Here is a 16,941-nt window from a genome sequence, read left to right on the forward strand (position 1 = left end):
CTCCCGTGCCCGACACCCCCGACGTGCCCCGCCCGCACGCGCACGTCCACCTCGGCGTCTTCTTCCAGGGCGTCAACCACACGACCATCTGGTCGGACCCCGCGAGCGGGTCGCAGACCGACTTCGAGACGTTCCGCCGCGTCGCGCAGACCGCCGAGCGCGGCCTGTTCGACGCGTTCTTCCTCGGCGAGGGCCTGCGGCTGCGCGAGCAGAACGGCCGGCTGCACGACCTCGACGTCGTGGGCCGCCCGGACGCCATCACCCAGCTCGCGGCGCTCGCCGCGGTCACGACGCACATCGGTCTCGTCGCGACGCAGAACGTCACGTACAACGACCCGGCCGACCTGGCCCGCCGGCTCGCCAGCCTGGACGTGCTGTCCGGCGGCCGGGCCGCGTGGAACATCGTCACGACCGACAACGCGTGGACGGGTGAGAACTTCCGCCGCGGCGGGTGGCTCGACCACTCCCAGCGGTACACGCGGGCCGCCGAGTTCGTGCGGGCGGTGCAGGCGATCTGGGACGGCTGGGACGCGCCGGAGCCGGTCCGCGCCACGGGTGGCACGCTCGACATCGAGGTCACCCCGACCGTCCCGCGCACCGCACAGGGCCATCCCGTGCTGTTCCAGGCGGGCGACTCCCCCGACGGCCGCGACTTCGCCGCCGGGCACGCCGAGGTGATCTTCTCCGCGCACGGAACGGACTTCGACGACGCCCTCGCGTTCGCGACCGACGTCCGCGCGAGGACCGTGGCCGCCGGACGCCCGGAGGACGACCTCAAGATCCTCCCGGGCACGCAGTTCGTGCTCGCCGCCACGGACGCCGAGGCCCGCGACAAGGCCCGCTGGGTCAAGGAGCAGCAGGTCACGCCGGCCACCGCCCTGTCGCTGCTCGGGCAGGTCTGGGGCGAGGACCTGTCGCACTACGACCCGGACGGGCCGCTCCCGGCGCACGACCCCGTCATCGAGGTGATCGGCGAGACCCGCGGCTCACCGCGCCGCGGCAAGCGGCCGCACGAGATCGCGCAGGCGTGGCGGGCGCGGGCCGAGGCGGAGCACCTGACGATCCGCCAGCTCGTCATCGCCCAGGAGCGCGAGCGCGGGTTCGTCGGGTCGCCGTCGACCGTCGCCGACGAGCTCGTGCGGTGGGTGCGCCACGGCGCGTCCGACGGGTTCAACATCACGCCGTGGCTCGTGCCGAGCGGGCTGGACGACGTCGTCGACCTGCTCGTCCCCGCGCTGCAGGAGCGCGGCGCGTACCGCACGGCGTACACCGGCACGACCCTGCGGGAGCACCTGGGCCTGCGGGCGCCGCTGACCCACCGCGTGGCTGCCGCCGCGCAGGTCTGACACCGCACGACGAAGGGGCGGGGCCGTTCGATCGGCCCCGCCCCTTCGCGCACACGGGTCAGGCGGGCACCCACCGCCCGACCCAGGCCGTCGCGAGCGCGGCGACCTCGTCCTGGTGCTCGACGAACGTGTGCTCGGCGCCGGCGACGACCTCGACCCGCGAACCTGCGGGCAGCAGGTGCGCACCGGCCGCGGTCGTCGCCGCCAGCCGGGTCTCGGAGCCCCGGTCGCCGTGCACGACGAGCACCGGCACGCGCAGCGCGCCGAGCAGCTCCTCCTGGGTGCCCGTCGCGCCGACCTTGGGCCGCAGCCGGGACACCGTGACGTGCGTCCGCGCCCCCGGGGTCGTGACGGGCAGGTGCACATCGTCCCCGCGGTGCCACGCCTCGACCTGCTCGGTGGTGAGGAACGGGTACGGGGTCACCCCCGACCCGGCGCCCGTGAGCGCACCCGTGAGCACGAGCGTCGCGACCGCGGGCCGTTCGGGCGCGACGCGCAACGACACCGCCGACCCGAGGCTGTGCCCGTGCAGGACCTGCCGGGTGTAGCCGAGACCGTCGAGGTGGTCGAGCACGGACCGCAGGTCGTCGAGCAGGTGGTCGCCGACGACGACGTCGCCCTCCGACTCGCCGAAGCCGCTGAAGTCGTACCGCAGCACGGCGTGGCCGAGGGCGGCGTACTCGGCGGCGAGCCGGTCGAACCGGCCTCCCGCACGGCGGTCGGACAGGAACCCGTGGGACAGTACGACGACGCTGTCCCCCGCGCCCGGGGTGAACGTCACCGCGAGCGCCGCGCCGCTGCGGGACCGCAGCCGCAGCTCGTCGTCGACGGTGGTCGCCGTCATCAGACCCCCAGGTTCCCGCGGAGCGTCGTGCCCGCGTACTCGGTCTTGTAGACGCCGAGCCGCTGCAGGTGCGGCACGACGGCCCGGCCGAACTCGTCGAACGAGCCCGGGAAGTGCGTCGGCGTGACGAGGAACCCGTCGGCCGCGCCGGACAGGAACAGCTCCGCGAGCTGGTCGGCGATCTCGGCACCCGTGCCGACGAGCTGCGGGGTGAGCTCGCTCGTCGAGAACTCGATCGCGGCCTCCGCGATCGTGGCGGTCCGCAGCCGCGACCCGAGCAGCTCGTTGAGCGCCACGACGGCCCGGCCCTCGGCCTGGCCCTGCGTGGCGCGCTCCTCGAGCACCTTCACGTAGGGCTCGTCGAGGGAGACGTCGCCGAGGTCGAGCCGGGAGAACTGGCTGAAGAACTCGACGCCGGCCTCCGGCGTGACGAGCGTGCGCAGGTGGTCGCGCCGCGCGCGGGCGATCTCCGTCGTCTCGCCGACGATCGGCTGCACGGCGGCGAACAGCTTGATCTTCTCCGGGTCGCGGCCGACCGCCGTGGCCTTGGCCCGCAGGTCGTCCTTCTTCGCCTGCAGGTCCGCCTGGGTCCGCTCGATCGCGAAGATCACCTCGCCCCAGCGCGCGCCGAACGCACGACCACGAGGCGAGTCGCCGGCCTGGATGATGACCGGCCGGCCCTGCGGGGTGGGCGGCAGGTTGAGCGGGCCGCGCGTCGCGACGTAGGTGCCCTTGTAGTCGGGCACCGTGATGCGGGCCGGGTCGGCGAACAGGCCGGTCTGCTGGTCCGCGACCAGCGCGTCCTGACCCCACGAGTCCCACAGCACCGTGACGGCCTCGACGACCTCGTCGCCGCGGTCGTACAGCTGGTCCCGGTCGAGCTGCTCGACCTCCGGGAAGTTCGCGTAGTTCGCCGGGCCGTTGGACTGGATGACGTTCCACGCGACCCGGCCGCCCGACAGGTGGTCGAGGCTCGCGAGCGTCCGGGCCAGGTTGTACGGCGGGTTGAAGCTCGTCGACAGCGTCACGCCGATACCGAGGTGCGTGGTGACGGCGGCGATCTGCGCGGCGATCTGCGCGGGGTCGTGCTTGATCGCGTTGCTGAGGCCGTGCCGGGCGAACCCGGCCCGGAAGCTCACCGTCTCCGGGATGAACGCGAGGTCGAACTTCGCGGCCTCGAGCGTGCGGGCCAGGTCGTGGAACGTCTGCGGGCCGAGCCAGTCCCGCGTCGAGTAGGGGTGGCGCCACGCGCCGGCGAAGTGCCCGCCGGGGAACAGCACGTAGCCGCCGAGGAAGAGCTGCCGCTGGGTCATGTCTGTGCTCCGATCGATGGGTAGCGGGTCAGGCCCGGCCGACTTCCTGCGCGTAGAGGTAGCGGGACGGGCGCGGCTCCCACGTCACGGCGCGGGAGATGACGGCCGTGAACGGCGACGGGTACAGGAACACCGTGTGCGCCTCGTCGTAGTAGTTCTGCACGGCCTCGTCGACGAGCTCGCGCTGCGCCTTCTCGTCCGTCGCGGCCTGGAGCCGGCGCACGAGGTCGTCGAACGTCGGGGCGACGACGTCGCTCTGGATGTGGTCGCTCGTGAACGGGTCGAACAGCTGGAACCCGTCGCGGTACTGGCCGCCCCACATGATGTAGACGAGGTCGGCGCCCTTCTGCACGTCGCCGTACTGCCGGTCGATCCACGCCGGGAACGGCGTCTGCGTGATCGTGAGCTTCACGCCGACCTCGGCCCACTGCGCGGCGATCGCCTGCGACGCCAGGTCCGCGGAGACGTACGTGCCGGACGGCACGTCGACCTCGAGGCTGAACCCGTCGGCGTAGCCCGCCTCCGTGAGCAGCTTCTTCGCCTTCTTCGGGTCGTACGGGTACGCCTTCACGTCCGGGTCCTCCTGCTGGTACGGCTCGAAGAGCACCTGCCCGGGCAGCGGCTCGACGGCGTCCTTGAAGAGGCCGTGGATGATCGTCTTCTTGTCCGTCGCGTAGTTCAGGGCCTGCCGCACGCGGACGTCGGCCAGCGGCGTGCCGGTCTTCTCCTCGTTGATCGCGAGGACGAGCGGCTGGGGCCCGACGCCGAGGATCGTGTCGTACGTCGTCGAGTCCTCGAACGCGTCGAGGCTGAGCGGCTCGACGTTGAGGACGATGTCCGCCTCACCGGCCTGGATCGCCGCGACGCGCTGCGCCTCGGACGCGAGCACCGTGTACTTCACGCTGCTGAACTGCGGCTTCGGGCCGGCGTAGTGCGGGTTGAGCGAGAGGGTCGCGCCGTTCTCGAGGTCGAGCTGGTCGATCTTGTACGGGCCGCTGCCGAGGGACTCGGTGTCGATGTTGTGGGACTGCGCGAACGTCGGGTCGACGATGTAGTCGTTCCACAGGCGGCCCGGCAGGTCGATCGCGGGGGCCGTGAGGTGGAACAGGATCGTCGTCGGGTCGGGCGAGGTCACGGACCCGACGAACTTGCGCAGCGGAGCGCCCGACGTCCCCTTGTAGTTCGGGTCGAGGAGCTGCTGGAAGTTCCAGACGATCGTGTCGGCGGTGAGCGGCGTCCCGTCCGAGAACACCGCGTCGGTCCGGATCGTGAACGACCACTCCAGGTCGGAGAGCTGCTTCCACGAGGTCGCGAGCGACGGGACGACCTCGGTCTCCGGCGAGATCGCCGTCAGGGCCTCGTACACCGACCCGACGACCGCGCCCTGGCTGTCGGGCGAGCCGCCCTTGTGCGGGTTGACGCTCGTGAGCTGCCGGGACAGCACCAGGCGGAGCTGGTCGCCGGCCGTCGGGCGCGGGCCGGTGGCCTCCTGCGAGGCGGACGGCGAGCCGGACGAGTCGGCGGCGCACGCCGCGAGGGTCGCGGCGAGGGCGACCGCGAGCGCGGCGGTGAGTGCTGCGGCGAGGGATCGTCGGCGGCGGAGGGGGTTGTTCACGGGATTCCTGCTCTCGGGGTGCGGCGGGTCGCCGGTCGGCGACCCGGGTGACGGGGACGGGGACGGGTCAGGCGAAGGCGCGACCGGGGACGGCGTCCACGAGCGCACGCGTGTAGGGGTGCTGCGGGTCCTCCAGGACGGCCTCGGTGCGGCCCCGCTCGACGACGCGGCCGTGGCGCAGCACCACGACGTCGTCGCAGAGGAACCGCACGACGCCGAGGTCGTGGGAGATGAACAGGTAGGTCAGGCCGCGTTCGGCGCGCAGCCGCGCGAGCAGCGCGAGGATCCGGGCCTGCACGGACAGGTCGAGCGCCGAGACCGGCTCGTCCGCGACGACGAGCGTCGGCTCGCTGGCCAGGGCCCGGGCGATGCCGACGCGCTGCCGCTGGCCGCCGGACAGCTCGTCGGGCCGGCGGTGCCGGAACGCGCGGGGCAGCTCGACCTCGTCGAGCAGCTCGTCGACACGCCGGTCGACCCCGCCGCGCGGGAGGTCGACGTGGTTGAGCTCGAGCGGCTCGCGGAGGGTCTGCGCGACGGTCAGCCGGGGGTCCAGCGACGCGTAGGGGTCCTGGAACACGTACTGCACGTGCCGCCGCCAGTCGCGGCGCTGCCCCCGGTTCTGCGCCCGCAGGTCCGTGCCCTCGAACTCGACGGACCCGTGGTCGGCGGTCTCCAGGCCGGTGACGATGCGGGCGAGCGTCGTCTTCCCGGACCCGGACTCCCCCACGATGCCGAGCGCCTGGCCGCGTGCGACGGTGAGGTCGACGCCGTCGAGCGCGGCGTGCCGCACCCGTCCGCCCGGTCCCCGCACCGCGAACGACCGGCGCAGGTCGCGGACGACGAGCTGCGGGGACTCATCGGCCGCCACCGCGACCGGCGTCCGGGTCAGCCGGCTCGGCACCGCGGCGAGGAGCCGCCGCGTGTACTCGTGCTGCGGGTCCGCGAGCACGTCGTGCGTCGGGCCGGACTCGACGACGACGCCGCCCGACATCACGTGCACGTGCTCGGTCCGGTCGGCGATGACGCCGATGTCGTGGCTGACGAGCAGCACGCCGAGGCCGAGCCGCGCCCGCAGGTCGTCGATGAGGTCGAGCACCTGGGCCTGCACGGACACGTCGAGCGCGGTGGTCGGCTCGTCGGCGATCAGGAGCTGGGGCGAGCGGGCCAGCGCGATCGCGATGACGACCCGCTGGTTCAGGCCGCCCGAGAGCTCGTGCGGGAACGCGGCGAGCGTCTTGTCGACGTCGTCGATCCCGACGAGCCGCACCAGCTCGGCCGCACGGTCCGCTGCGTCGCGACGGGCCGTCCCGGCCGGCAGCGCGTCCCGGAGCTGCGTCCGGATGCGCAGCCGCGGGTTGAGCGACGGCGTCGGGTTCTGGAAGACGACGCCGAGGTGCCCGCTCAGGTGGGCGCGCGCCTCCCGTTCGGGCAGCCCGAGCACCTCACGCCCGGCGACGTCCACGGTGCCGCCCTGCACGTGCACGGCGGCCGGCAGGAGCCCGGCGACCGCGAGCGCCGTCAGGGTCTTGCCCGACCCGGACTCCCCGACGAGCCCGACGCTCTGCCCCGGTCGCACGGTGAGGTCGACGCCGCGCACGAGCGGCAGCGCGTCCGGCGGCTCGTGCCGCTGGGGACGCAGGCCGACGACGAGGTCGCGGACGACGAGCGTCGGTGCTGCGGTCCCGGGAGCGGTCCGCTCGGTGAGGGCTGTGCTCGTGTCAGTGCTCATCGGGCGGCTCCGTGGTTGCCGGGGCGGCCCGTGCCGAACCGCTCCGCGAGTCCGTCGCCCAGCAGCTGCAGGCCGACGATGGTGACGATCAGTGCGAGGCCCGGGAACAGCGCGAGCCACGCGGCGGTGGACAGCCGGGCCTGGCCGGCGGCGACCATCTGCCCCCAGTCCGGCTGCGGCGGCTGCACGCCGAGGCCGAGGAAGCCGAGGCTCGACTCGAGCAGCAGCACCGCGGACGCACTGAGGGTCACGGCGACGAAGAACAGCGGCAGCACGCTGGGCAGCAGGTGCCGGCGCCCGACGTCCCACCGCCCGGCCCCGGCGACACGGGCGGCCTCCACGTACGGCTGCCGGACGACGGCCCGTGCGTGCCCGCGGATCACCCGGAACGTGAGCACCCACGCGCCGAGCACGAGCACCGCGACGAGCGGCACGAACGAGTTCCCGACGAACGAGAGGATGACGATCGCGAGCACGATGGTCGGGACGGCGAGCTGAACGTCCGCGAGGCGCCCGGCGACGGCGTCGACGGCCCCGCCGAACAGCGCCCCGGCGACGGCGAGCCCGAGCCCGAGGACGGCGGCGACGAGGCTCGCGACGGCGGTGATCGCGAGCGCGGACCGCCCGCCGAACACGACGCGGGTGAGCAGGTCGCGGCCGAGCTCGTCGGTGCCGAACGGGTGCGCGGCCGACGGTGCCTGCAGGATCGCGGTGAAGTCCTGCGCGAGCGGGTCCCCGACGAGCACGGGAGCGGCGATGGTCACGAGCACGACGACGCCGAGCACGACCGCCCCGGCGACGCCCGCGGCCCCGAGTGTCCGCCGGCGGCGCGACAGGCCGACGTCGGAGGCGGCGGGGTGCGTCGCGGTGGGCGCGTCCTCGACGAGGATCGCGGCGATCTCGGTGGTCATGAGCGCAACCTCGGTTCGATGACGGCGGCGAGGACGTCGACGAGCAGGTTGATCAGCACGAAGCCGACGGCGATCACGAGCACGCAGACGATGACGAGCGGGTAGTCGCGGTTCTGCACGGCGTTGATGGAGAGCTGGCCGATCCCGGGCCAGCCGAAGATCGACTCGGTGACGACGGCGCCGCCGAGCAGCACGCCGGCCTGGATGCCGACGACGTTGAGCGTGGTGCCGAGCGAGTTGCCGACCACGTGCCGGCGCAGCAGACGCCCCCGTCCGATCCCGGTGGCCCGCGCGGTGCGCACGTGGTCGGCGTGCAGCACGTCGACCAGCGCGGTGCGGAACACGCGCGCCACGGCCGGCACGAACGCGACCGCCAGGGTGAGCCCGGGCAGGACCAGTCCGAGCGGACCGGTGGACCCCGTGGCCGGGAGCCAGCCGAGCCAGACGGCGAGCACGAGGGTGGCGAGGATGCCGAAGAAGAACGTGGGGATGCCGTCGAGCGCGACGGCGATGCTCAGCGGCACCCGTCGCGTCCACACGGACCGCCCGGTCGCGGACAGGTACCCGATCGTGCCTCCCACCAGCACGCCGAGCGTGAGACCGACCGCGCCGAGCTCCAGGCTGGCGCCGAGCCGCTCCAGGGCGATGGGCACCGGGTCGGCGCCGTACCGGATCGAGTCGGGGAAGTTCCCGCGCAGCACCTGGCCGAGGAACGTGACGTACTGCTCCGGCACCGGGCGGTCGAAGCCCATGAGCCGGGTGAGCCGTTCGGCCTCCTCCGGCGGGGCGTCGGGCGCGACGAGCAGCAGGGCGGGGTTGCCCGTCGAGTAGAGGGCGAAGAACACCAGGGTGACGGCGCCCCACACGGCGACGAGGCCGGTGAGCAGCCGGCCGCCGAGGTAGCGCGGGCTGAGCGGGAGGCGCAGGCCGCGCAGCCACGCGACGAGCGCGGTGAGCGTCGGCGGAGCCGCGGGTCGGGCGTCGAGAAGTGCCACGGGAGGTCCTTGGAGGCAGGCCCGAGCGAGGTCGGGAGAGGGAGCGCGCACGGCTCCGCGGTCGTGCGGGAGCGGGCGGCGGCGCGGGACCGCGGGGACGAACGCTGCGGCCCTCGGTCAGCCGAGGGCGGATGCGTCGCGACGAGGCGTCAGCGGCAACACGGCGCGCAGTGCGCGGGGTGCGCACGGCGTGCGCGGAGCAGCGGCAGGGCCGTGCGGGTGTGCGTCGACATGGAACGCCTCCGGAGGGGCGGCTCAGCCTGCGGCGACGAGTGCCGCGGGTCTGGTGTGCCCGGGGGCACCCCGTGGGGTGCTGCGCCACCAGCCGAGCGCTGACGGTGACGCGGTGCCGGAAGTTAGGTGGGCCGGACGGGAAGGTCAACGGCCCCGAGAGGGCGTCTCGCCATCCGGGATCCGGTGCCTGAGCCGACGGATTTCATGCGGCGCCACATGGCGAGACGCCCGAGGCGATGCCTTGACCGGCCTGCACGTCCGCCCTACTTTCCGGCGTCCCCGAGGAACCGCACCCCCGAACCCTGGAGCACCATGACCCGCTACCTGGCCGTCCGCCTGGCCCAGGCGCTCGGCGTCCTGTGGGCGGCGTACACGGTCTCGTTCGTGGTCCTGTACGCCCTGCCCGGCGACCCCGTGTCCCTGCTGTACGGCGGCGACTCGAGCGACATCTCCCCCGAGCAGCTCGCCGCGGTGCGTGCGGAGTACGGGCTCGACCGGCCGCTGCCCGTGCAGTACCTGACCCAGCTCGGGCACGTCCTGCAGGGCGACCTGGGGACGTCCGTGGTGAACGGCCGGCCGGTCACGGACCTCGTCGCGGAGGCCGTCCCGCCCACGGCGCAGATCGCCGCGCTCGGACTGGTCCTCGCGCTCGTCCTCGGCGGCGGGCTCGCCATCGTCGCGACGTACGTACGCAGCCGGGCGCTCTCGCACACGCTGCTGTCGCTGCCCCCGCTCGGGGTCGCGATCCCGTCGTTCTGGTTCGGCCTCACGCTCGTGCAGTGGTTCTCCTTCACGTTCCCGGTGTTCCCCGCGGTCGGGAACAAGGGGTTCGCGTCGCTCGTGCTCCCGGCGATCACGCTCGCGCTGCCCACCGGGGCGCTCGTCGCGCAGATGCTGTCGCGCAGCCTGCTCGGCACCCTGCACGAGCCCTGGGCGGACACCGCGCGGGCGAAGGGCGCCGGCCGGGTCCGCGTCCACCTGCGGCACGCGCTGCGCAACGCCGCCCTCCCCACGCTCACCGTCACGGGACTCGTGATCGGCGGTCTGCTGTCCGGCGCGGTCGTCACCGAGACCGTGTTCTCACGCGCGGGACTCGGCCGGCTCACCGCGACGTCGGTCGGAGCCCAGGACGTCCCGGTGGTGCAGGGCATCGTGCTCTTCGCCGCGACCGTGTACGTGCTGGTCAACCTCCTCGTGGACGTGCTGTACCCGCTGCTGGACCCGCGGATCGTGCGGGTGCGGCGGCCACGCGCGGCCGCCGCGCCGACTGGCCCAGCCGGTGAGCCGGCGCTGGTGGGTGCCGCATGACCGCCGTCGACGCGCTCACCCCGCTCGCCGACCCGACCGCGGACCGGAGCGCACCCGGCGACGCCGGGGTCCGTGGCCGGGACGAGGACCTCGTCGCCCGCCACGTCTGGCGCGGCCGGCTCGCCGACGTCCTGCGGCGCCCCGGGCTCCTCGTCGCGCTCGTGTGGGCCGGGCTCGTGCTGGTCGCCGCGTTCGCGCCGCACGTCCTCGCGTCCGGCGACCCGCTCACGGGCGTCCCGGCCGACAAGCTGCAGGGCCCGTCGGGCTCGCACTGGTTCGGTACCGACCAGCTCGGCCGCGACCTGTTCACGCGGGTCGTGCACGGCACGCACCTGACGCTCGAGGCGGCCCTGGTCGCCGTGGGCGTCGGGCTCGTGGTCGGCTCCTTGCTCGGGCTGCTCGCCGGCTTCGTCGGCGGCGTGCTCGACGACGTGGTCATGCGCACGGTCGACGTGCTGCTCTCCATCCCGTCGCTCCTGCTGTCCCTCGCGCTCATCACCGCGCTCGGGTTCGGCACGATCAACGTCGCGGTCGCCGTCGGCCTCGCGAGCGTCGCGTCCGTCGCCCGGATCATGCGCTCCGAGGTGCTCCGGGTCCGCACGTCCGTGTACGTCGAGGCCGCGCACGCCGGCGGCAGCCGGTGGTGGTCGGTGCTGTTCCAGCACGTGCTGCCGAACTCGGCCGGTCCCGTCGTCGTGCTCGCCGCGCTGGAGCTCGGCGCCGCGATCCTCGCCGTGTCCGCCCTGAGCTTCCTCGGGTACGGCGAGCCGCCGCCCGCCCCCGAGTGGGGCGCGCTGGTCTCCGGCGGGCGCGACTACCTGCGCACGTCCTGGTGGCTCACGACGCTGCCGGGCCTGACGATCGCCGCGAGCGTGCTCGCCGCCGGTCGCATCTCACGCGCCCTCGACGGCGACCGGGCAGGTGCCCGATGAGCGAACGCCTGCTCACCGTCGCGGACCTCGCGGTCACGTACCGCACGCGGCACGGCGACGTCCGCGCGGTCAAGGACGTGTCCCTGCACGTCGACGCCGGCGAGACCGTCGCGCTCGTCGGCGAGTCGGGCTCCGGCAAGTCCACGACGGCCGCGGCCGTCGTCCGGCTGCTCGCGGACGGCGCCCGCATCGAGCGCGGCACCGTCGACCTGCTCGGGCACGACGTCGCGCACGCCTCCCCCCGCACGCTGCAGGCCGTCCGTGGCCGGCTCGTCGGGCTCGTGCCGCAGGACCCGACCGTGTCGCTCAACCCGGTCCAGCGGATCGGCGACCAGGTCGCCGAGGTCCTGCGGATCCACGGGCTCGTGGGCCGTCGCGGCGCCGTGGTCGCCGCCGTCGAGGCGCTCCGGGCCGCCGGCCTGCCCGACCCGGAGGTCCGCGCACGGCAGTACCCGCACGAGCTGTCCGGAGGCATGCGGCAGCGAGTCCTCATCGCGATCGCGCTCGTCGCGAAGCCGCGCCTGCTCGTGGCCGACGAACCGACCAGCGCGCTCGACGTCACCGTGCAGCGCCAGATCCTCGACCACCTCGAGACCCTCACGTCGGGGACCGGGACCGGCATCCTGCTCATCACGCACGACCTCGGGGTCGCCGCCGACCGGGCCGACCGCATCGTCGTGATGTCGCAGGGACGCGTCGTCGAGCACGGCACCCCGGACGCCGTCCTCGGGTCGCCGCAGGACGCGTACACGCGGGCGCTGCTCGCCGCCGCGCCGAGCCTGCGCGGCGCACGGGTCCGGCCGCGGGTCGCCTCGGCGAGCAGCACGACCGGACCGCCCACGGTCGACCCCGCGGTCGGCCCCGTGCTCGAGGTCCGGCACCTCGTCAAGGACTTCGCGCTCCCCCGGTCGGCGGGTGGCGGCCGGCTGCGCGCCGTCGACGACGTGTCGTTCGCGCTGCCCCGAGGACGCACGCTCGCCCTCGTCGGCGAGTCCGGGTCCGGCAAGTCGACGACCGCGCGCCTCGCGCTGCGCCTCACCGACCCGACGTCCGGCACGGTCCTCGTCGACGGTCAGGACGTCACCGGCACGCACGGCGAGCACCTGCGTGCGCTGCGGCGGCGCATGCAGGTCGTGTACCAGAACCCGTACGCGTCGCTCGACCCGCGCTGGTCCGTCGAGCGCATCGTCACCGAGCCGCTGCGAGCCTTCCGCGTCGGCGACCGGCGCACCCGCGCCGCCCGTGCGGCCGAGCTCCTCGACGTCGTCGCGCTGCCCGCCACGGCGCTGCAGCGCCGGCCGGCCGAGCTGTCGGGCGGCCAGCGGCAGCGCGTCGCCATCGCCCGCGCGCTCGCGCTCCAGCCGGAGGTCGTCGTGCTCGACGAGCCGGTCTCCGCGCTCGACGTCTCGGTCCAGGCGCAGGTCCTGGACCTGCTCGCCGGCCTGCAGGAAGGGCTCGGGCTCAGCTACCTGTTCATCTCGCACGACCTCGCGGTGGTCCGTCAGGTGGCCCACGAGGTCGCGGTGCTGCAGCACGGCCGGGTCGTCGAGCAGGGGGCCGTCGAGGCCGTCTTCGCGGACCCCCGGGCGGAGTACACGGCCGAGCTGCTGTCCGCGATCCCCGGGGCCCGCGTCCGCGCCACCACCGGAGGTGCGCGATGAGCACCTCGTGTCGTTGCGGCCTGCGTCGCACCCCGACGAACGCCTGACCCCGGGCGCGCGTCGGCCCACGCCGGCCGGCCCCGCACGTCCCGCCTGCCCCCGTCACACCCAGGAGCACCCATGTCCTACGCCCGCCCCTTGCGCGCGCTCGCCCTCCTCACCGCCGCCGGCCTCGCGCTCGCCGCCTGCTCCGCAGGCTCCGACTCCGCCGGCACCGACCCGTCCGCCTCGGCGTCGGCCGACGCCCCCGTCGACGGCGGCGACCTCACGTTCGCCATCGGCAACGACCCGATCTCCGTCAACCCGAGCGGCATCGGCTCCGGCAACGACACGCTGTACGTGACCCGCCAGGTCGTCGACTCCCTGATCTGGCAGGACCCCGAGGACGGCAGCCTCAAGCCGTGGCTCGCCACCGACTGGACCGTGAACGACGACTCGACCGAGTTCACGTTCACGCTGCGCGACGGCGTGACGTTCTCCGACGGCACCCCGTTCGACGCGGCGTCCGTCAAGGCGACGTTCGACGACATCGTCGCCGCCGGCGCCAAGAGCAGCGCCGCCCCGTCGTTCATCGGCTACACCGGCACGACGGTCGTCGACGACCACACGGTCACCGTCGCCTTCTCCACCCCGAACGCCCCGTTCCCGCAGGCCACGTCCGCCGCCGCTCTCGGCATCGTCGCAGCCTCCACGCTCGCGATCCCGTACGACCAGCGCTCGACGGGCGTCGGCGTCGTCGGCACCGGCCCGTTCACGATCGACCACTACACCAAGGACGTCGAGACCGTCCTCAAGGCCCGCGACGACTACGCGTGGGGCCCGGACGGCGCGTCCGACGCCCCGCACCTCGACTCCGTGACGTTCCAGGTCATCCCCGAGGCCGGCGTCCGCACCGGCGCCCTCACCTCGGAGCAGGTCGACGTCATCGGCGGCGTGCAGCCCACCGACATCGCCACGCTCGACCAGGCCGGCTTCCCCGTCGTCAGCCGCGCCAACCCGGGCATCGTGTTCGGCGTGACGTTCAACGAGTCCAGCCCGGTCGGCAGCGACCCGGCGGTGCGCGAGGCCATCTCGCTCGCCGTCAACCCGACCGAGATCCGCGACACCGCCCTCGTCGACGGGTTCGCCGTCGCGGAGAGCCCCCTCGCCAGCACCACCCCGGACGTCGTCGACCTCAGCAAGGACCTCGTCACCGACCCGAAGAAGGCCGCGTCGGTGCTGGAGGCCGACGGATGGGCGAAGGGCTCCGACGGCATCTACGCCAAGGACGGCCAGCGCCTCGCACCGACCCTCGTCTGGATCACCAACTTCAGCCCCAACGAGACGTCCGTGCAGCTCATCCAGCAGGAGCTCAAGGCCGTCGGCATCGACGTCACCCTCTGGAGCGGCACCGTCCCCGAGTTCCAGGACAAGCTGAAGACCGGCGCGTTCGACCTCGTCTGGGGCAACCTGTCGCGCGCCGACGGCGACGTCCTGCGCACCCAGTACTCGACGACCGCGACGAACTTCTACCGGATCGCCGACCCCGAGCTCGAGTCCCTCCTCCAGGCACAGCTCGCCGAGGGCGACCCCGCGAAGCGCTCGACGATCCTCGCCGACGCCCAGGAACGGCTCGTCACCGAGCACCACGTCGTGCCCGTCCACGAGCTCACCACGTTCCTCGGGCTCTCCACCGACGTGCACGGCGTGGTCCTCGGCGCCGACTCCCGCCTGGGCCAGCTCACGGGGGCGTGGCTCACGAAGTGACCGCCCGACGGGGCGTCCGGCAGGCATGCCGGGCGCCCCGTCGCCGTCTGCGCGGACGGTCCCACCCTCACCCGTGCCCGGACGGGCACACCTGTGGACGACCCGCCCGGCCCGATGTCCGCATTGGATAGGTTCGCCCGCATGCTGCGCATCGTGACGGCCATTCGTCTCCCGAGGACGAGTGCTGCACTGGTTGTCGGGTTTCTGCTCGCCGGCTGCACGAACGCCCCTGCGTCCGATCCATCTATCGCGCCGACTGGGGCCGCGTCGTCCACGCCGACGTCAGTCCCGACGCCCACCGCGAGTGCCGATGCCGATGCCGACGCGGCAATCCCACCTGACCGACCGACCGCGCTCGACGGGCCTGCCACCGTCGAGAACGCCGAAACCGTAGCGGTGTACTTCCAGCGCCTCTACCCGTACGTGTACGCGACCGGCGATATCTCCGAGTGGAAGACCCTCACCGACCCAGATTGCATCTTCTGCCACAGCGTCCTGTCAGAGGTCGCCCAGCTCGAGCAGGTCGGGCAGCGGATGCGTGGTGGGCTCATCACCGCGTCCGATGTGACAGCGCTGGAGCCGGACCCCGGCCATGTCTTCCACGTGACATTCCACGTCGAGGTCGAGCCGACTGAACTTCTCGACACGACAGGTGCCGTGATCCAGAGCAATCCCGCGTCCGTAGGCACGATCGACACGATCGTGATCTGGGAGGACGGCACGTGGGTAGTCCGCGGCGTGACGCCGACGCAGGCGTCGTGAGAGCAAGGCTGCTCGTCATCGCCATGCTCGCGGGCATCCTGTCTGTCGGTGGTGCGCAGACCGCGGCCCATGGCGAGACTGCAAAACCCGTGCCGGTCGGCCCGACCGGCGCCATGTGGTCGAACCTGAAGGACAACGCGGCATACCTGGACGCCTTCGCGGGCGAGCAGAACAGACGGCATGTCGAGGCCGAGTCCGCCTCCATCCCACCGGAGCTGAAGGTCGTGCAGGTTCAGCGGGCGCTGATGTGTGACACGAACTCCGCCATTCCGACCACGCCGCTGAACGGCCCGTGCCCGGAGGCATCCGGGACGGTCGGGCTGAACTACTGCGACGGCGCCGAACCGGTCCTCCCGCTGTGGCGACGTACTCGTGCGACCCCCGCCGACCCGTGGAACCCGTGGGTCCTGGCCGCCTACGGCGGGTGCCCCGCAGACCTGCTGCCGACCATGTCGGTCGAGGACTTCCGACGCCTCCCGCTGCCGGCACCGGCTTGGCACATGCAGCCGAACAAGGACTGGGTCCTGGTCAACATGGAGACGATCGTCTACTCGACCGACACACCCCAACAGCTACGCACCGACCTGCTCGGGTACGGCGTCGACGTGATCGCGACCCCCGAGCGCTACGTCTGGGACTTCGGCGACGACAGCAAGCCCCTGTCCACCCACCGCCAGGGTCACCCGTGGCCGGGCTTCGACCTGTTCCACGTCTACGAGCAGGCCGGCACGGGCACGATCACGGCCACGACGATCTGGTCGGGCCGGTACCGGGTCGACGGCGACACCCAGTGGCACGACATCCTCGGCACGGCCGAGACCACCGCGACGTCGGCCCCGTTCGACATCGTCGAGCGCCGGGCCCACCTGGTCGCCACCGACTGCCTCACCGACCCGACGCAGGCCGACTGCTGACCTCACGGACGACGGCGTGCGACTGCAGCGCCGACCTGCTGAAACGTGACTTCTCGGACACCCTGTGAGATGCCATGATGCGGCGACCGACCGTGCACCACGGACTCTTGGAGCTCGCCCGTGATCTATGTCGTCCTCGTCGTGAGCTTTCTCGTCAGCATCTGGCGGGCGCTGTCGCCCATGCTCGTGACGGTCGCGGCGATCCTCAGCATCGTCGCCTTGATCACGGGCAACGGCGGCCTCATGACGACCGTCTGGTGGCTGTGGGGCATCGGTGTCGCGGGGCTGGTCGTGCGCTGGATGGGCAACCGGGGCAAGTACCGGAACCTCGAGGAGCTCGACGCCGCGTCGCGGGCCGGTGTCCCGCGGGCGATGCGCGCGCGGGCGTCGCTGCACAAGCTCAACGGCGAGGTCGACGAGGCGGAGCGGCTGCTGCGCGCCGCGGTCGACGCGGGCGACCGCGAGTCGATGTGGGACATGGGCCGACTCGTCGAGGAGCGTGACGGTCTCGCGGCGTCCGAGCCGTGGTTCCGGATGGCCGCCGAACGGGGGCACCTCGCCGCCAAGCGGTTCTTCGCCCAGGGGCACGCCTTGAACCTCGACGGCTCGAACCCCCTCTAGGGGGAACAGA

The 16,941-nt window shown here is 73.3% G+C and carries 14 protein-coding genes; 8 read left to right on the plus strand and 6 right to left on the minus strand.

Features of this window, described 5'->3' with window-relative positions:
- Positions 1-5 precede the first annotated feature (5 nt).
- Positions 6-1,346, plus strand: coding sequence for an NtaA/DmoA family FMN-dependent monooxygenase (locus Cch01nite_RS04080; RefSeq protein ID WP_203748910.1), 1,341 nt, complete (start codon positions 6-8; stop codon positions 1,344-1,346).
- Between the two features lie 58 nt (positions 1,347-1,404).
- Here the strand turns inward: Cch01nite_RS04080 and Cch01nite_RS04085 are convergent, their stop codons facing one another.
- From Cch01nite_RS04085 to Cch01nite_RS04110, 6 genes are all read right to left on the minus strand, one after another.
- On the minus strand, positions 1,405-2,190 hold the full coding sequence (locus Cch01nite_RS04085; protein ID WP_203748913.1) for an alpha/beta hydrolase: 786 nt from the start codon (positions 2,188-2,190) through the stop codon (positions 1,405-1,407).
- Positions 2,190-3,503, minus strand: coding sequence for an NtaA/DmoA family FMN-dependent monooxygenase (locus tag Cch01nite_RS04090; protein WP_203748916.1), 1,314 nt, complete (start codon positions 3,501-3,503; stop codon positions 2,190-2,192). Before Cch01nite_RS04090 ends, Cch01nite_RS04085 begins: the two co-directional genes overlap by 1 nt.
- Positions 3,504-3,531: 28 nt before the next feature.
- Positions 3,532-5,118 carry an ABC transporter substrate-binding protein gene (locus Cch01nite_RS04095; protein WP_203748918.1) on the minus strand — a complete coding sequence of 529 codons (1,587 nt, stop codon included), beginning with the start codon at positions 5,116-5,118 and terminating at the stop codon, positions 3,532-3,534.
- Between the two features lie 67 nt (positions 5,119-5,185).
- Complete coding sequence (locus tag Cch01nite_RS04100) at positions 5,186-6,847, minus strand: dipeptide ABC transporter ATP-binding protein (protein WP_203748920.1); 1,662 nt, start codon at positions 6,845-6,847, stop codon at positions 5,186-5,188.
- A complete protein-coding gene (locus Cch01nite_RS04105; protein WP_203748922.1) occupies positions 6,844-7,758 on the minus strand; it encodes an ABC transporter permease in 915 nt (304 codons plus the stop codon). The genes Cch01nite_RS04100 and Cch01nite_RS04105 overlap by 4 nt, the downstream gene beginning before the upstream one ends.
- Complete coding sequence (locus Cch01nite_RS04110) at positions 7,755-8,753, minus strand: ABC transporter permease (protein WP_203748924.1); 999 nt, start codon at positions 8,751-8,753, stop codon at positions 7,755-7,757. Before Cch01nite_RS04110 ends, Cch01nite_RS04105 begins: the two co-directional genes overlap by 4 nt.
- A 546-nt stretch (positions 8,754-9,299) precedes the next feature.
- Here Cch01nite_RS04110 and Cch01nite_RS04115 point away from each other — a divergent pair.
- The 7 genes from Cch01nite_RS04115 to Cch01nite_RS04145 all read left to right on the plus strand — a co-directional run bounded on the left by Cch01nite_RS04115 (position 9,300) and on the right by Cch01nite_RS04145 (position 16,931).
- Positions 9,300-10,295: an ABC transporter permease gene (locus tag Cch01nite_RS04115; protein ID WP_203748926.1), complete on the plus strand. Its 996-nt coding sequence runs from the start codon at positions 9,300-9,302 to the stop codon at positions 10,293-10,295.
- Entirely contained in the window at positions 10,292-11,227 is a 936-nt protein-coding gene (locus Cch01nite_RS04120) for an ABC transporter permease (RefSeq protein WP_203748928.1), read from the plus strand. Before Cch01nite_RS04115 ends, Cch01nite_RS04120 begins: the two co-directional genes overlap by 4 nt.
- Positions 11,224-12,888: a dipeptide ABC transporter ATP-binding protein gene (locus Cch01nite_RS04125; protein WP_203748931.1), complete on the plus strand. Its 1,665-nt coding sequence runs from the start codon at positions 11,224-11,226 to the stop codon at positions 12,886-12,888. Before Cch01nite_RS04120 ends, Cch01nite_RS04125 begins: the two co-directional genes overlap by 4 nt.
- Positions 12,889-13,008: 120 nt before the next feature.
- Positions 13,009-14,634 carry an ABC transporter substrate-binding protein gene (locus tag Cch01nite_RS04130; protein ID WP_203748934.1) on the plus strand — a complete coding sequence of 542 codons (1,626 nt, stop codon included), beginning with the start codon at positions 13,009-13,011 and terminating at the stop codon, positions 14,632-14,634.
- A 141-nt stretch (positions 14,635-14,775) separates the two neighbouring features.
- Positions 14,776-15,396, plus strand: a complete 621-nt coding sequence (locus Cch01nite_RS04135; protein ID WP_203748937.1) for a DUF6318 family protein — start codon at positions 14,776-14,778, stop codon at positions 15,394-15,396.
- Positions 15,393-16,310, plus strand: coding sequence for a hypothetical protein (locus tag Cch01nite_RS04140; RefSeq protein WP_203748939.1), 918 nt, complete (start codon positions 15,393-15,395; stop codon positions 16,308-16,310). Before Cch01nite_RS04135 ends, Cch01nite_RS04140 begins: the two co-directional genes overlap by 4 nt.
- A 120-nt stretch (positions 16,311-16,430) precedes the next feature.
- Positions 16,431-16,931, plus strand: a complete 501-nt coding sequence (locus tag Cch01nite_RS04145) for an SEL1-like repeat protein (protein ID WP_203748941.1) — start codon at positions 16,431-16,433, stop codon at positions 16,929-16,931.
- Positions 16,932-16,941 lie beyond the last annotated feature (10 nt).

The organism is Cellulomonas chitinilytica (assembly GCF_016862675.1).
GTDB classification, from domain to species: Bacteria; Actinomycetota; Actinomycetes; order Actinomycetales; family Cellulomonadaceae; genus Cellulomonas; species Cellulomonas chitinilytica.

Bases quoted from the DNA above. Each gene is read 5' to 3' on its own strand.
- Cch01nite_RS04090 (WP_203748916.1), bottom strand. From the start codon at position 3,503: ATGACCCAGCGGCAGCTCTTCCTCGGCGGCTACGTGCTGTTCCCCGGC.
- Cch01nite_RS04085 (WP_203748913.1), bottom strand. From the start codon at position 2,190: ATGACGGCGACCACCGTCGACGACGAGCTGCGGCTGCGGTCCCGCAGC.
- Cch01nite_RS04100 (WP_203748920.1), bottom strand. From the start codon at position 6,847: ATGAGCACTGACACGAGCACAGCCCTCACCGAGCGGACCGCTCCCGGG.
- Cch01nite_RS04125 (WP_203748931.1), top strand. From the start codon at position 11,224: ATGAGCGAACGCCTGCTCACCGTCGCGGACCTCGCGGTCACGTACCGC.
- Cch01nite_RS04135 (WP_203748937.1), top strand. From the start codon at position 14,776: ATGCTGCGCATCGTGACGGCCATTCGTCTCCCGAGGACGAGTGCTGCA.
- Cch01nite_RS04105 (WP_203748922.1), bottom strand. From the start codon at position 7,758: ATGACCACCGAGATCGCCGCGATCCTCGTCGAGGACGCGCCCACCGCG.
- Cch01nite_RS04120 (WP_203748928.1), top strand. From the start codon at position 10,292: ATGACCGCCGTCGACGCGCTCACCCCGCTCGCCGACCCGACCGCGGAC.
- Cch01nite_RS04115 (WP_203748926.1), top strand. From the start codon at position 9,300: ATGACCCGCTACCTGGCCGTCCGCCTGGCCCAGGCGCTCGGCGTCCTG.
- Cch01nite_RS04130 (WP_203748934.1), top strand. From the start codon at position 13,009: ATGTCCTACGCCCGCCCCTTGCGCGCGCTCGCCCTCCTCACCGCCGCC.